This is a genomic window from Leisingera sp. M658 (assembly GCF_025144145.1).
GTDB lineage: Bacteria > Pseudomonadota > Alphaproteobacteria > Rhodobacterales > Rhodobacteraceae > Leisingera.
Window position 1 is genome coordinate 680,264 of the sequence record NZ_CP083546.1, and the last position, 13,971, is coordinate 694,234.

Consider the following 13,971-nt stretch of genomic DNA (forward strand, 5'->3'; position numbering starts at 1 on the left):
CGTCAGTTCAACCGCGAAACCACGTAACCGGCCAGATCGCGCAGCATGCTGCGGATCTCGTGATCGGGCAGGGCGTCAAGTGCCGCCTTCGCCTTTGCCGCCCAGGCATTGGCGTCTTCGCGGGTGGCCTCCAGCGTGCCGTACTTTGCCATCAGCGCCAGTGCTTGCTCCAGGTCGCCGTCTTCCTGCTTGCCCTTCTCGATGGTGCGGGTCCAGAACGCGCGTTCCTCGACCGTGGCCTGCGCCACCGCCTTGATCACAGGCAGTGTCAGCTTGCGTTCGCGGAAGTCGTCGCCGACATTCTTGCCAGTGGCCTTGCTGTCGCCCTGATAGTCCAAAAGGTCATCCGCGATCTGGAAGGCAATCCCCAGGGCGTCGCCATAGTCAAACAGCGCCTTCACCTGCGCCTCGGATGCCCCGGCGATCACGCCGCCCACTTCCGTCGCCGCCGAGAACAGCGCAGCGGTCTTGCCGCGCACCACCTGCAGATAGATGTCTTCACCGGTTTTCAGGTTCGAGGCTGCTGTCATCTGCAGCACTTCGCCCTCGGCAATGGTGGCCGAGGCATTGGCCAGGATATCCAGAACCCGCAAGGAACCGGTCTCAACCATCAGCTGGAAGCTGCGGGCAAACAGGTAGTCGCCGACCAGAACCGAGCTTTTGTTGTCCCAGAGCAGGTTCGCTGTAGGCCGCCCGCGCCGTTGGGCGCTTTCATCAACCACGTCGTCGTGCAGCAGAGTGGCGGTGTGGATGAATTCCACCGTGGCGGCCAGTTTCAGATGGTGATCGCCCTGATAGCCGCACATCTTTGCCGCCGCCAGTGTCAGCATCGGCCGCAGGCGCTTGCCGCCGGCCTCAACCAGATGCGCGGTCACCTCGGGGATGCGTGGCGCATGTTGCGATGCCATCCGCTTGCGGATCAGCACATTCACTGCGTCCAGTTCCTGGCTTAGCGTGGCGGCCAGCATTTCATGCGGCTTCCTGGTCATCACTTGGTCCATCACTTTCCCGCTCGCAAGGCTCGACAAGGGTGGCGCCTTGCCCTTAGATCCAATCCTATGAAAGAGCTTCTGCGCAGCACCGATCCGACGATCATGGCCTTTGCCTCCGCCCTTCTTGAGGGTGAGGATATAGACTGCTTTCAAATGGACGTAAATATGAGCATCCTGGAAGGCGGGATCGGAATTTTCCCGCGCCGCCTGATGGTGCGCGCGGATGATTACGACGATGCGTTGGTGGTGATGCGCGATAATGAAATCCCGCTGGGCCGATGACCGCATTTGCGGAAGACGCGCTGAGCTGCAACGGCTTTCTTGGCGGCAGAGTGCGGCTGTGGCAACCCGTAAAGGGATACCGTGCGGGGGTGGATCCTGTGCTGCTGGCCGCAGCGGTCCCGGCAAGGCCAGGCGAGGCGGTTCTGGAACTGGGCTGCGGTGCCGGTCAGGCTTTGCTGTGCCTTGCGGCGCGGGTGCCGGATTTGCAGCTGGCGGGGATTGAGCTGCAGCCGCCTTATGCGGAGCTGGCCCGGTGCAATGCTGCGGAAAACGGTCAGGAGATCGAGGTGTTCGAGGCTGATTTATCAGCGTTGCCGGAGGTTCTGAAACAGCGCCAGTTCCGTCACGTCTTTGCTAATCCGCCTTATTACAAACCGGGTGCCCATAGTCTGGCGCGCGATGCCGGCAGGCAGGTCGCGCTGGGAGAGGGCACGCCGCTGGCAGACTGGATCTCAACCGCCGCCCGCCGTTTGGCGCCGAAGGGATACCTGCACATGATCCAGCGCGCCGACCGGCTGCCGGATATGCTGGCGGCCTGCAGCGGCGGCCTTGGCTCGGTCGAGGTGCTGCCGCTGGCCCCGCGCCAGGGACGTGGAGCCGAGCTGGTGATCCTGCGCGCGCGCAAGGGCGGCCGGGCGGAGTTCCGGCTGCATGCGCCGCTGATTCTGCATGAAGGCACCCGGCATGAGCGGGACGGAGACAGTTATCAGCCGCAAATCCGGGCTGTTCTGCGCGAAGCGGCGGCCTTGCCCTGGCCGGTTTAGCGGGGGTTTTCCGTCGCCGCGAATATAGGGTCCGGGCGGCCCGTATTCAACTTATGCGACTTTTTGACAGGCGGGTTTCTGCCATAGTGCGCCTTTGCCTGCGGCAAAATGCGCGGCGCATGGCCGATATGAAAATTTCATGACAAAAATACTGCGGCTGCGGCGTGACAGACGTAAAAACTTGTGGTCCACTCCTTGGTGTCAAACACATCTAGCTCAATGAAGGAGGGTTGCCATGAGCCTTAGCTCGCATCTGACCGAACTTAAGAAGAAGCACGAGCATCTGAGCATGGAAGTGGAACAGGCCCAGCGATCGCCTAGTACCGATGGTCTGGAAATCGCATCAATGAAAAAGCAAAAGCTCAAGCTGAAGGAAGAGATTGAGCGGTTGGCTGCTGAAGTAGCCTGAAGAGTTCCCGCCGGGACAGATCCCGGCAACACGGTTCGGAGGGCCTGCCCGGAGTGGCGGCCCTCTTTTCATTTTGGGCGTCAGTCCCCTGCGGTCAGCTTGCCGAACCGGCCCTGGCCGCAATCAGCGCCCCGCCTGTGATCAGCGCAGCCGCCAGCGCCAGCCCCCAGGAGGCGGCGGCAATGCCCGCCAGCACCAGGATCAGCGTCGACAAGAGCGGCGCAGCATAGCTGCTGGTGCCAAGCATCTGAATGTCGCCCTGTTTGACGCCGATGTCCCAGACATAAAACGCCAGCCCAACAGGACCAAGGCCCAGCAGCAGGGTTGAGACCCAGCCCAGCGTGCCCGCAGGCCAAACCGTCTCCTCCAGCGCGAAATGCAGCCCCCAGGAGGCGGCCGCGGTGGCCAGACAGAATACCGCAACTGAACTGGTCGGCGCCTTGCCCAACAGCCGCGACAGCACCGAATACCCGGACCAGGTCAGCGCACAGAGCAGCGCCAGCCCATAGCCGGGCAGATACTGCGCCTGAAACCCCTCGCCACCGCCTGAGATGATGGTGGCAGCCCCGGCAAAGCCCAAGCCGGCCCCGGCCAGATGCCCTGCCTTCAGATGTTCGCCGGGCAGCAGGCCGGAAAACAGCACAATCAGAAGCGGCCATAAATAGGCGATCAGTCCGGCCTCCGCCGCAGGGGCCAGCCGCAGCGCCGAAAAGTAAAGCAAGTGATAGCCGAAGAGACCGAGGGTGCCAAAGGCATAGACCTTCAGCGGCACCTGCCACAGCTGGCCCAGCTTGCCGGTAGCAGCGGTCCAGATCATCCCCAGCGTCCCGCCGATGGTGAAGCACAGCGCATTTAGCAGCAAGGGCGGGACGGGCTCGGTTCCGACGGTCAGCAACGCCAGAAGCGACCACAGTAAAACAGCGATAAAGCCGATGGCAGTCGCGCGGGTTCTGGTCATGGCGGCGGGATGTCCTCGACAGGAATGATCTCAAAAGCCTCCGAGACGTAGGCGGTTTTTTCAATCTCGGCAACAAACCAGTTCCGGAACGCCGCGATCTGCGGCCGCGTCTCGGTGCCGGGTGCACAAAGAAAGCGGAAATGCGCTTTGGTTTCAATTGCGGTCTTGAAAGGCGCTACCAGCCGGCCGGCATGCAGATCGGTGACCGCCATGCCGCGCCGGCCCAGGGCCACGCCGGCACCCGTGACAGCGGCGTCGATTGCATGGTCGGCTTGCGAGAAATGCGATCCATGGGTCGGCTTAAAGTCGATGCCTTGGGTGCGGAACCAGGCCGGCCAATCGCAGGGCGGGTCCAGAAAATCGATGGATTCGTCAAAGATCAGCGGCGCCTCCATCAGGCTTTCCGGCGTGGTATAGCGCTCCGCCAGCTCCGGCGACATCACCGGCGTCACCCATTCCGGCGGCACCCGCAGTACGTAGTACCCCTCATCCGGGCCATAGCCGAACCGGATTGCCACATCGACGTCATCGCGGACAAAATCCAGCATCCGCAACGTGGCCGAAAACCGCAGGTCGATCTCGGGATGAGCACGGGCAAATTCATACAGCCGCGGTGCCAGCCATTTTGCCGTCAGTCCCGGCCCGGCGGTCACCGTCAGCGTGGTGTTGTCCTGCAGGCGGCGCACGGTGCGCCAGGCGGCGGTCAGTGCCTCGAACCCTTCCGCCGCTCCGGGGGCCAGTGTCTTTCCCGCCTCAGTCAGCTCTACCGCGCGGTTCAGGCGGCGGAACAGCGGCTGGCCCAGATGCTCTTCCAGTGATTTGATCTGAAACGACAGCGCCGCAGGGGTCACGTTCAGCTCCTCCGCCGCCTTGGCAAAGGACATGTGACGGGCCGCGGCATCAAAGGCGCGCAGGGCGGTGAGGGGGGGCAGGCGGTCAGACATTTCACACAAGTACAGCTTAACTGAACCTCTGCAAAGTCTCGTTTGTGTGTTTGACGGAACGTCTTCATATTGGGTGCAGGTAAAGGATACTGATCCGAAAAGGAGGCCGAAGATGCTGGAATACTCTGCTGATGCCGCCGTGAAGTCTGCCATGGCCCGTGCCCATACCGAGCGCGGTCAGGTGCTGAAAAATGGGCTGAAACTGGCCTGGACCCGGCTGTTTGGCGCACGGTCTGTACCAGCCCTCCGCCCCAAGATTTCCCGCTGGGCCTGAGCGCGCTCTGTTTCGAGATAAGGCACTTACGGGATAGGAAAAGGGCCGGTCCATCAGGACCGGCCCTTGCCGTTTCAACTGCCGGAACAGTTTAGACGAAGAACTGCGCGCCGTTGGCGGAGATAGTCGAGCCATTGATGAAGCCCGATTCGTCAGACGCCAGGAAGGCGACACAGCGGGCGATCTCTTCCGGCTCACCCAGACGGCCGGCCGGAATTTGGCCGATGATCGACTCGCGTACCTTTTCCGGGACCGCCATCACCATCTCAGTCGCGATATAGCCGGGGCAGATCGCATTGGCGGTGATGCCTGCGCGCGCGCCTTCCTGCGCCAGCGATTTCACGATGCCCAGATCGCCCGCTTTGGTCGCGGCATAGTTCACCTGGGCGAACTGGCCCTTCTGGCCGTTGATCGAGGAGATCACGACAACGCGGCCGAACTTGCGCTCGCGCATGCCGGGCCAGATCGGGTGAACGGTGTTGAACACGCCGGTCAGGTTGGTGTCGATCACTTCCTGCCATTGCTGCGGCGTCATCTTGTGGAACGGCGCGTCGCGGGTGATGCCGGCATTGGCGACCACGATGTCGATCGGACCCAAATCCGCTTCGACCTTGGCAATGCCGGCGGCGCTGTCTTCGTAGTTGCCAACATTCCACTTATAGGTCTTGATGCCGGTTTCGTCGGTGAATTTTGCCGCGGCTTCGTCATTGCCGGCATAAGTGGCGGCGACATTGCAGCCCTGCGCCTTCAGCGCTTGGGAAATTGCTGCGCCGATGCCGCGGGAGCCGCCGGTGACGAGTGCAGTACGTGCCATTCAAGAATCCTCCAGTATTAGTCTCTTGGTAATCTTGCTACAGTTTTCATTTTGCGGGCGCAACAATATTGCGTGATGATTTTTCTGCGGTGCCGCAAGAAAATTGTCGCACCCACAGTATATACTTGTTTTGTAAAAGAAAAAGGACGCCGCAGGGGCGTCCTTCACTTTTTGCGGTTTTGTGCCGGTTACGGGCGTTCAACGCACAAGGCAACGCCCATGCCGCCGCCGATGCACAGGGTGGCCAGGCCTTTTTTTGCGCCGCGGCGTTTCATTTCGAACAGCAGCGTGTTCAGCACCCGGCAGCCCGAGGCGCCGATCGGGTGGCCGATGGCAATGGCGCCGCCGTTCACGTTCACAATCGACGGATCCCAGCCCATGTCCTTGTTCACGGCACAGGCCTGCGCGGCAAAGGCTTCGTTGGCTTCGACCAGATCCAGGTCGCCGACCGACCAGCCGGCCTTTTCCAGCGCCTTGCGCGAAGCATAGATCGGGCCGACGCCCATGATCGACGGATCCAGGCCGGCCGTGGCATAAGACGCGATACGGGCCAGCGGTTCGATACCGCGCTTTTCGGCTTCATCGGCGCTCATCAGCAGGGTGGCGGCAGCACCGTCGTTCAGGCCCGAGGCATTGGCAGCGGTGACAGACCCGTCCTTGGCAAAGGCCGGACGCAGTTTCTGCATCGCTTCCATGGTGGCGCCGTGACGGATATATTCGTCCTGGTCCACCACAATGTCGCCCTTGCGGTGTTTGACGGTAAAGGCGGCGATCTCATCGGCGAATTTGCCGGCTTTCTGCGCCGCTTCCGCCTTGTTCTGCGAGGCTACGGCGAACTCATCCTGCATCTCGCGGGAGATCTGCCACTGCTCGGCCACGTTTTCGGCGGTCTGGCCCATGTGGTAGCCGTTGAAAGCGTCCCACAGACCATCGCGGATCATGGTGTCGATATATTTCATATCGCCCATCTTCTGGCCGGCCCGCAGATGTGCTGCATGGGGGCTGAGGGTCATGTTCTCCTGGCCGCCGGCGGCCACGATCGAGGCATCGCCCAGCATGATGTGCTGTGCGCCCAGTGCCACGGCGCGCAGGCCCGAGCCGCAAACCTGGTTAAGGCCCCAGGCGGCGCTTTCCTGCGGCAGACCGGCGTTGATGTGGGCTTGACGGGCCGGGTTCTGGCCCTGTGCGGCGGTCAGAACCTGGCCAAGGATGGTTTCCGAGACTTCGGATTTGTCCACGCCGGCCCGCTCCACCACGGCTTCCAGCACGGCTGCGCCCAGATCGTGGGCAGGGGTGTTGGCGAACGAGCCGCCAAAGGAGCCGACGGCGGTGCGCGCGGCGGATGCAATTACAACATTGGTCATTGATTTCTGGTCCTCTGCCATCAATTCAGGTCTTCCGGGGGATCTTTGCGCGCGGGATGTGAAATCGGGCGCGCAATAATCTTTCCCGTATCCTCCGGGTGCCGACATAATCTATTGCTGCATGTGCAGCAATTGACAGGGTGTCTCAGGGGGGGCAGCAGAGTCAACCGCCAGAAACGCCTCGCGGCACAGGATTCCCGTCAGCCGGAGGAGAACCTTCCGCAAAGCAGCGAAACAACACGCAAACTGCGTCAGCAGCCTGGTCTTTGAATGCGCTGGAATTGCTGGGCTGGCAGGACAGGGGCACTGATGTGAATAGGATAGAGGCAGCGCAAGGAAACCCTTGCCCTTCGCAGGGCGCTTTTGCGGCGCCGTGATCGGAGCAGGGCCGGGCCGGCAGGTGTCCTGTCCTCAACTGCGTCCTGAACGTCCTCACCCGTGAATGGGGGCCATGTGAACCTTCTGACCAGGGAGGTTTCCGAGACCGTCCGCGGTGTCAGCTCCCCTGGCGTGCTCAGCTTGCCTCCCGGCGCTGCTTCATGTCCTCAATCCAGGGCGGCGAGACGGAAGGCGCGCCAAACAGGTAGCCTTGCAGGCAATCAACGCCGTTTTCGACAAGGAATTCCGCATCCTCCTGGCTTTCCACCGATTCCGCGACGGTGAACATGTCAAATTGTTTGGCAATGCCGACCAGGGCACGGACAACGGACTGGTTGTCATGGCTGGTGTGGATGCCGCGAACGAATTGGCCGTCGATCTTGACCGCATCAAAGAAAAACTGGCGGAAATGGCCGATCGCGGTGGTGCTGGCGCCGAAATTGTCCAACGCAAAGGCGATCCCGTGCTGTTGCATCCGCCCCATGAAATCTGTCACCAGTTCCGGTGCCGCCATCGCCGAAGCCTCGGATATCTCCAGCACCAGCCGCTCACCCAGCGTTGCGTCGCGTTTCAGGAACCGGTCCAACACGTTTACCCAGCGCTGATAGCCGATGGAGCGGGCCGACATGTTCACAGACAGTCGGATCCGCGGGTATTTATCCAGCGCCCGCAATCCATGCTGCAGGGCCAGGCAGTCCATCTCGCGGCCGATTTCCTTGTCTTCGACCACATGCATGAATTCACGGGCGGGAATCACCCGGCCTGTCGGGTCCAGAACCCGGATGTAGCCCTCGTAAAACGCCACCCCATGCGGTGCCATCGCCTGCATGACTGGCTGATAGGCCAGCACGGTCTGATTGTGGCGCACCGCATCTGCAACCATGTCCAGGGTGGAGCGGTCGCGCCCGGTCACCGCTGCGTTCAGCGGATTTTCAGAGCCTTCGGGTAAATCTGCATTGGCGTTGAGTATGGTCATGTGCTGCTGGGGCCCTGTTCCGGCAAAGGTGTGGCACAGTATGGTGCTCCCGGCAGTTTCACGCAAAAGGGTTGAAGCGGAATTAAAGTTCGAATTTGAATGATCTGCCTGATGCCACCGCGGTAGGCTTAGCCGTCAAAGCCGGGAGTGCCTGCATCTTCAGGGTGGCGGGCGAGGTGGTCTGCTTTGATCCCGGCTGAGGTGCTGCGGCTGCCATCGTGGCTGTAACCCGGCGGCGCAAAAGCATAAAGAAACCGCTGTTTCCAGCTGAGGCCGGGTTGGGCCATGTCCTTGAAAATGCCCGCCCATTCATGAAAGGCGACGCGCAGCGGATTGAAAGTGGCGATGTTGTGGACCAGGCCGAAATCGGGGCGGTCGCGATCCTGCTCGGGCACAAAGGTGCCGAAAATCCTGTCCCAGATGATGAAAACGCCGGCATAGTTGCAATCCAGATACCGTGCATTGCGGCCGTGATGGGCGCGGTGGTGGCTGGGGGTGTTCATCACCGCCTCGAACCAGCGCGGCAGGCGGTTTATCGTCTCGGTATGAATCCAGAACTGGTAGATCAGGTTCAGCCCGCCGCAAAACAACACCAGCGCCGGATGGAACCCCAGCAGCACCATCGGCGCCTTTACCACCATCATGAATGTGAATGTCCCGGTCCAGGTCTGCCGCAGCGCGGTTGTCAGGTTGTAGTGCTGGCTGGAGTGATGATTCACGTGGGACGCCCAGACCCAGCGAACCCGGTGGCCGAAGCGATGCACCCAGTAATAGCGCAGATCGTCCAGCACAAAACACAGCAGCACCGCCCACAGGGACGTGCCCATGTCCAGCGGTGTGATCTGCCACAGCAGCATCAGCAACCCCCAGGCGGCAAAGCCCAGCAGCAGCCCTTCGGCGACGCTGCCCGCGCCCATGATCAGCGAGGTGACGGCATCGCGAGTCTCATACCGCCCACCGCGTTTCTTCAGCGCGATCCACAGCAGTTCTGCGAGGATGGCAGCGATGAAGAACGGCACTGCCAGCTGAGTCACATCGGGGTAATGGATGGGGGTGGTCATGCGGTCTCCGCTGCGGTTGCGACCTGCGCCAGCCATTCCCGGCGCTCGTACTCTGACAGGGAAAGGGAAACGCCGGGAGCCGCGACGTCGTTGAAATCAAAGCGCAGCCCGGTCCCGGTCTCGCGGACTTGAGTTATGGTCAGGTGACGGCCAACCGTGTCAGCACCGAAGGCCCAAAGGAGCCCGGGGCCAGCCTTGGTTATCACCAGCGCGGCTTGCCCGCTGGAGGCAGGCGTCACCTGTGTGATGGAATCGGCAGGAAACTGGCGGAGCCAGGCGGCGCGGCTGTTTTCGTGCGTCAACACGGCCTGCCGGGACCGTCCTGTCAGGTGCAGCAGCACCGCAATGGCAGATATCCCGCCCGCAACCAGGGCCAGCAGCAGTTCCAGCGGCATGACGTCCTCCCGCGGACAGATTGCCGGCCCGCCGGGAAGCTGTCAAAGGTGGCGTGGGGTCAAGCAAGTCCGCCCTACCGGCAGGGACGGGCATGGCTTTGTTGCACAAATCGTCTGAAGGGATTCACTGTATGAATCCAGCGTGATAGCTGAAGACATGAGCAGTTGGGGCCCTAAGAAGTACAAGACCAAGAATTGGTCGTCTTACAATGACAGCTTGAAGCAGCGCGGATCGTTGTCAATTTGGTTTGATCCGGAGATGGTTTGGACGCCGCCGCCAAACGGCAAGCGAGGTCGGCAACAACAATTCAGTGATGCCGCCATTCAGACGTGTCTGACGTTGAAGATCCTGCTTGGCATGCCGCTTCGGCAGACAACTGGGTTCGTCCAGAGCCTGTTGCGATTGGTCGGCCTGGACTGGACCGCGCCGGACTTCAGCACCTTATGCCGCCGCCAGAGAACACTGAATGTGGGCCTGTCATATCGAGGCTCCAAAGGTCCATTGCACCTCCTTATCGACAGCACAGGTATCAAGGCCGAAGGTGAAGGCGAGTGGAGTGCGGAGGATCAGAAAACAGTCCGGGGGACTGTTTTCCCGACAAACGCGCAAGCATGGCGGCCCCAAACGCCGCATCTGGCGAAAAATACATATTGGAATTGACGAAGAAACACTGGAGGTTCGGATGGTCGAGGTCACCAGCAGCAACGTCGGAGATGCTCCCATGCTGCCAGAACTTCTGAACCAAATCCCGCCCGACCAGGACATCGGCAGCGTCACAGCTGATGGGGCATATGACACGCGTAAATGCCACGAGGCGATTGCCGCCAGAGGTGCCAATGCCGTGATCCCTCCGCGCAAGAATGCCAAGCCCTGGAACCCGACGAACGCCGGAGCGATTGCCCGAAACGAAGCGGTCAGTGCGCAGCAACATCTGGGCCGCACCTTGTGGCGACGTTGGAGCGGATACCACTGCCAAAGCCGCGTCGAAACGAAGATGCATTGCATGAAACTACTTGGCCAATCGCTGGTGGCGAGGGACTTTGATCGGCAGGTTGCAGAAATCCACGTCCGCATCGCCATCCTCAACCGCTACACGGCTCTTGGCATACCCGTCACTGAGCCTGTAGGCTGAGTCCGTATGGGGTATAAGGGGAAGAGCGTCCTTCGCCTGATTTGTGCAACAAAGCCGATGGGCATGCAAACCGCGCGCCGGCGTTTCTGGCTTAAACCGTGGCAGCCGCGCGCTGCGGCTTTGCCAGAACCTGCATCTGCACCACTTGTTCAACAAAGGGCACCAGCCCTTCGGACCCTGAAGACCGGTCCTTCAGATGGATGCAGACGTCCGGGCGCAGCGCCGCAATGATGCCAATGAGATCGCCGCGGACCTGATCGTCCAGGCCCGCGCCCATGATCACGCATTCTATACGCGGCTCACTTTCCAGCTGGCGCACCACCTCGGGCTGGTCATGCGCGCCGAGCCAATGGATCGGCAGATGGTCCAGCTCCTCTGCGACATTGCCAATCACATGCGGCAGCTTGCCGATCAGTAACACAACAGGTTTCATTTCACTCTCCACCCTATCGACGGGCGCCGTTTCGGGACGCCCACTCAAGAGTGAAGTAGTGCGAAATCCTGGCAGGTCAGGCCGCGGCTTCAGGGCTGAGTAACATGAACAACCCGGCACTTGGATCGATTTGCTTCCAGGACGTTTTTGAGAACGTGCGCCGAAGCTTCGCTTTTGCTGGCTTGGACATCGTCTGCACAGTGTTTCAGCGCGGTTTCCTCGGCTTGGCTCTTGCTTGCGAAGTTCCAGCTAAAACCGCTGTCTCCGTTTTCGGCAACAGCAAAGGCGCCGTAGATGCCTGTTGTTTGTTGCTTCCTGTAGGCGGCAAAGGTGAGATTCCCGCTCTGACTGAGCGTTCTGCCCGGGCGTGACTGGTGTTTCTTTGGCAGAACTGTTGCGTAGGCCTGGCAGCTCGATGGCGTTCGGGACTTGGATTGACAAGACTTCAAGGCGTAGTGCTTAGCCAGCGGAAGGGAGCTTGTATTCCAAAACGCTCCAACCAGATCTTCTGGCGGATTCACAAACATTGCGCCGTAGAACTCCGCATTCTTTTTGAAGAAGGCAAAGCTTTTTTTCATGTCGCCCGTCAGGCGGATGTCCGAATTGATCGAAAGTTTGGATCTGGTTCCTTCAATCAGTATTTCTTCAGCCTGAGTAGCGCAGGTTATCGAGAAAAGAACGGCAGCAGCCGCTGCTAGACCTGAAAGAAAATGTCTCAAAAAAGTCTTCTGGGGTCACTATTTGCCCCAGGCTACTAACTTGAAACTCAAGCGCAAGCTACTTTGACGCGATCATCGCCTTCACGATCTCCTTGGCGCTGTCCGAGTTCCACTCGGCATCGCCCAAGAGCCGCGCCACTTCCTTGCCTTCGCGGTCCAGCAGCACCGTGATCGGCAATCCAATCACTGCCATCTCGCGCGCCAGCGCCTGTTTCGGATCCTGGTGGCGCGGCAGGTTGCTGATGCCGTTCTCGTCAAAGAACTTCTGGATGCCGGCGGGAGAGTTGCGCCCGGTGGCGATGGTCAGCACCTCGAAATCCGCTCCGCCCAGTTCCTCCTGCAGCTCAGCCAGCTGCGGCATTTCCTTGCGGCAGGGAGCGCACCAGGTGGCCCAGAAGTTCAGCAGAACCACCTTGCCCTGGTAGTCCTCCAGGCTGGCGGTACCGGCGCCGTCGGCCAGCTCAAACGCGGTGGCGGACACATCCCGCGGCTCGGAATGCACGACCAGGCGGCGGAGGCTGTCTTCACGCAAGCCCTCCAGCTGCGCCTGATCCGCCGCACCAGCGGCATTTGCACCCAAGGTCAGGGCCATATAAAGGGAAAGCTGACGAAACAGACGCATATTATCTCCGGGGTTCCACACCATGACAGATCAATCCTCGAACCAGATGTGGGGCGGCCGCTTTGCCGCAGGTCCCGACGCGATCATGGAGGCGATCAATGCCTCGATCGGGTTCGACAAGCGGATGGCAGCACAGGACATCGCAGGCTCTAGGGCCCATGCGGCAATGTTGGCCGCAGCAGGCGTTATTACGGATAATGATGCTAAGGCCATTCGGGAAGGGCTGCTCACCGTTTTGTCAGAGATCGAGGGCGGAACTTTTCAGTTTTCCACCGCCCTGGAAGACATCCACATGAATGTGGAGGCCCGGCTGAAAGACATCATTGGCGAGCCGGCAGGCCGCCTGCACACGGGCCGGTCACGCAATGACCAGGTGGCGACCGATTTCAAACTCTGGGTGCGGGACCAGCTGGACGCGGCGGAATCCGGCCTCTTGGCGCTGATCCGCGCGCTTCTGTCGCAGGCCGAGGCGGGCGCCGATTGGGTGATGCCGGGCTTTACCCACCTGCAGACCGCGCAGCCGGTGACCTGGGGCCACCATATGATGGCTTATGTGGAAATGTTCGGCCGCGATCTGTCCCGCGTGCGCGACGCGCGCGTGCGGATGAACGAATCGCCTCTGGGCGCGGCGGCGCTGGCAGGCACCTCCTTCCCCATAGACCGGGAGATGACGGCAAGTGCGCTGGGCTTTGACCGCCCGGCAGCCAACTCGCTGGATGCGGTCAGCGACCGTGACTTTGCGCTGGAGTTCCTGTCTGTGGCCTCGATCAGCGCCGTGCATCTGTCGCGTTTCGCCGAAGAGCTGGTGATCTGGTCCTCGGCCCAGTTCCGGTTTGTAACGCTGAGCGACCGGTTCTCCACCGGCTCGTCGATCATGCCGCAGAAAAAGAACCCGGACGCCGCCGAGCTGATCCGCGCCAAGGTGGGCCGCATTTTCGGTGCCAATACCGCACTGATGATGGTGATGAAGGGGCTGCCCTTGGCCTATTCCAAGGACATGCAGGAAGACAAGGAACAGGTCTTTGATGCCGCCGACAACTGGATGCTGGCGCTGGCGGCGATGGAAGGCATGGTCAAGGACATGACCGGCAACCGCGTTGAGCTGGCGGCGGCGGCCGGGTCCGGATTTTCCACCGCCACCGATCTGGCCGACTGGATGGTCAGGGTGCTGAAGGTGCCGTTCCGCGACGCCCACCATGTTACCGGCACCCTGGTGGCGATGGCCGAAAGCCGCGGCTGCGACCTGCCGGATCTGTCACTGGCAGACATGCAGAGTGTCCATGCAGAGATCACCAAAGATATCTTCACTGTGCTTGGCGTTGAGAATTCGGTAAACTCGCGTATGTCTTATGGCGGCACTGCGCCGGCGCAAGTGCGCGCGCAGATCGCCCGCTGGACAGAGATTCTGGCAAGCTGAGGCTGAGAGTCGCGGCCCGCGGCAAGGAGGCAGAAA

16 protein-coding genes and 1 pseudogene are annotated in these 13,971 nt (G+C 61.1%); 6 read left to right on the forward strand and 11 right to left on the reverse strand.

Features of this window, described 5'->3' with window-relative positions:
- Positions 1-2: 2 nt before the first annotated feature.
- Positions 3-1,001 carry a polyprenyl synthetase family protein gene (locus tag K3724_RS03515; protein ID WP_259990124.1) on the reverse strand — a complete coding sequence of 333 codons (999 nt, stop codon included), beginning with the start codon at positions 999-1,001 and terminating at the stop codon, positions 3-5.
- A 57-nt stretch (positions 1,002-1,058) separates the two neighbouring features.
- Here K3724_RS03515 and K3724_RS03520 point away from each other — a divergent pair, with 57 nt between their 5' ends.
- The 3 genes from K3724_RS03520 to K3724_RS03530 all read left to right on the forward strand — a co-directional run bounded on the left by K3724_RS03520 (position 1,059) and on the right by K3724_RS03530 (position 2,447).
- A complete protein-coding gene (locus K3724_RS03520; RefSeq protein WP_134830625.1) occupies positions 1,059-1,274 on the forward strand; it encodes a DUF2007 domain-containing protein in 216 nt (71 codons plus the stop codon).
- Positions 1,271-2,038, forward strand: a complete 768-nt coding sequence (locus K3724_RS03525) for a tRNA1(Val) (adenine(37)-N6)-methyltransferase (RefSeq protein ID WP_259990126.1) — start codon at positions 1,271-1,273, stop codon at positions 2,036-2,038. Before K3724_RS03520 ends, K3724_RS03525 begins: the two co-directional genes overlap by 4 nt.
- Before the next feature lie 235 nt (positions 2,039-2,273).
- A complete protein-coding gene (locus K3724_RS03530) occupies positions 2,274-2,447 on the forward strand; it encodes a YdcH family protein (protein WP_259990128.1) in 174 nt (57 codons plus the stop codon).
- Positions 2,448-2,541: 94 nt separating this feature from the next.
- Here K3724_RS03530 and K3724_RS03535 read toward each other — a convergent pair whose 3' ends face one another.
- On the reverse strand, positions 2,542-3,405 hold the full coding sequence (locus tag K3724_RS03535) for a DMT family transporter (RefSeq protein ID WP_259990130.1): 864 nt from the start codon (positions 3,403-3,405) through the stop codon (positions 2,542-2,544).
- Positions 3,402-4,349 carry a transcriptional regulator GcvA gene (locus tag K3724_RS03540; RefSeq protein WP_259990132.1) on the reverse strand — a complete coding sequence of 316 codons (948 nt, stop codon included), beginning with the start codon at positions 4,347-4,349 and terminating at the stop codon, positions 3,402-3,404. Before K3724_RS03540 ends, K3724_RS03535 begins: the two co-directional genes overlap by 4 nt.
- Positions 4,350-4,461: 112 nt before the next feature.
- Here K3724_RS03540 and K3724_RS03545 point away from each other — a divergent pair, with 112 nt between their 5' ends.
- On the forward strand, positions 4,462-4,623 hold the full coding sequence (locus K3724_RS03545; RefSeq protein WP_259990134.1) for a hypothetical protein: 162 nt from the start codon (positions 4,462-4,464) through the stop codon (positions 4,621-4,623).
- Between the two features lie 91 nt (positions 4,624-4,714).
- Here the strand turns inward: K3724_RS03545 and phbB are convergent, their stop codons facing one another.
- From phbB to K3724_RS03570, 5 genes are all read right to left on the reverse strand, one after another.
- On the reverse strand, positions 4,715-5,437 hold the full coding sequence (gene phbB / locus K3724_RS03550; protein ID WP_259990136.1) for an acetoacetyl-CoA reductase: 723 nt from the start codon (positions 5,435-5,437) through the stop codon (positions 4,715-4,717).
- Positions 5,438-5,625: 188 nt separating this feature from the next.
- Positions 5,626-6,801, reverse strand: a complete 1,176-nt coding sequence (locus tag K3724_RS03555) for an acetyl-CoA C-acetyltransferase (RefSeq protein ID WP_129369853.1) — start codon at positions 6,799-6,801, stop codon at positions 5,626-5,628.
- Positions 6,802-7,315: 514 nt separating this feature from the next.
- Complete coding sequence (locus tag K3724_RS03560) at positions 7,316-8,155, reverse strand: EAL domain-containing protein (RefSeq protein ID WP_259990138.1); 840 nt, start codon at positions 8,153-8,155, stop codon at positions 7,316-7,318.
- Between the two features lie 128 nt (positions 8,156-8,283).
- The gene (locus K3724_RS03565) at positions 8,284-9,216 is read right to left on the reverse strand and encodes a sterol desaturase family protein (RefSeq protein ID WP_259990141.1); all 933 of its coding nucleotides are present in this window, start codon (positions 9,214-9,216) and stop codon (positions 8,284-8,286) included.
- Entirely contained in the window at positions 9,213-9,611 is a 399-nt protein-coding gene (locus K3724_RS03570; protein WP_259990143.1) for a hypothetical protein, read from the reverse strand. The genes K3724_RS03565 and K3724_RS03570 overlap by 4 nt, the downstream gene beginning before the upstream one ends.
- A gap of 157 nt (positions 9,612-9,768) precedes the next feature.
- Between K3724_RS03570 and K3724_RS03575 the strand changes: the two are divergent.
- Positions 9,769-10,744: pseudogene (locus K3724_RS03575) on the forward strand (IS5 family transposase).
- Between the two features lie 91 nt (positions 10,745-10,835).
- Here K3724_RS03575 and K3724_RS03580 read toward each other — a convergent pair.
- The 3 genes from K3724_RS03580 to K3724_RS03590 form a co-directional block, all read right to left on the reverse strand.
- Positions 10,836-11,177: a hypothetical protein gene (locus K3724_RS03580; RefSeq protein ID WP_259990145.1), complete on the reverse strand. Its 342-nt coding sequence runs from the start codon at positions 11,175-11,177 to the stop codon at positions 10,836-10,838.
- 89 nt (positions 11,178-11,266) lie between these two features.
- Entirely contained in the window at positions 11,267-11,896 is a 630-nt protein-coding gene (locus K3724_RS03585) for a DUF4189 domain-containing protein (RefSeq protein ID WP_259990147.1), read from the reverse strand.
- 58 nt (positions 11,897-11,954) lie between these two features.
- Positions 11,955-12,518, reverse strand: a complete 564-nt coding sequence (locus tag K3724_RS03590) for a TlpA disulfide reductase family protein (RefSeq protein ID WP_259990149.1) — start codon at positions 12,516-12,518, stop codon at positions 11,955-11,957.
- Between the two features lie 22 nt (positions 12,519-12,540).
- Between K3724_RS03590 and argH the strand changes: the two genes are divergently transcribed.
- Positions 12,541-13,935 (forward strand): argininosuccinate lyase, encoded by a 1,395-nt coding sequence (argH, locus tag K3724_RS03595; protein WP_259990150.1) that lies wholly within the window; start codon positions 12,541-12,543, stop codon positions 13,933-13,935.
- Positions 13,936-13,971: the final 36 nt, after the last annotated feature.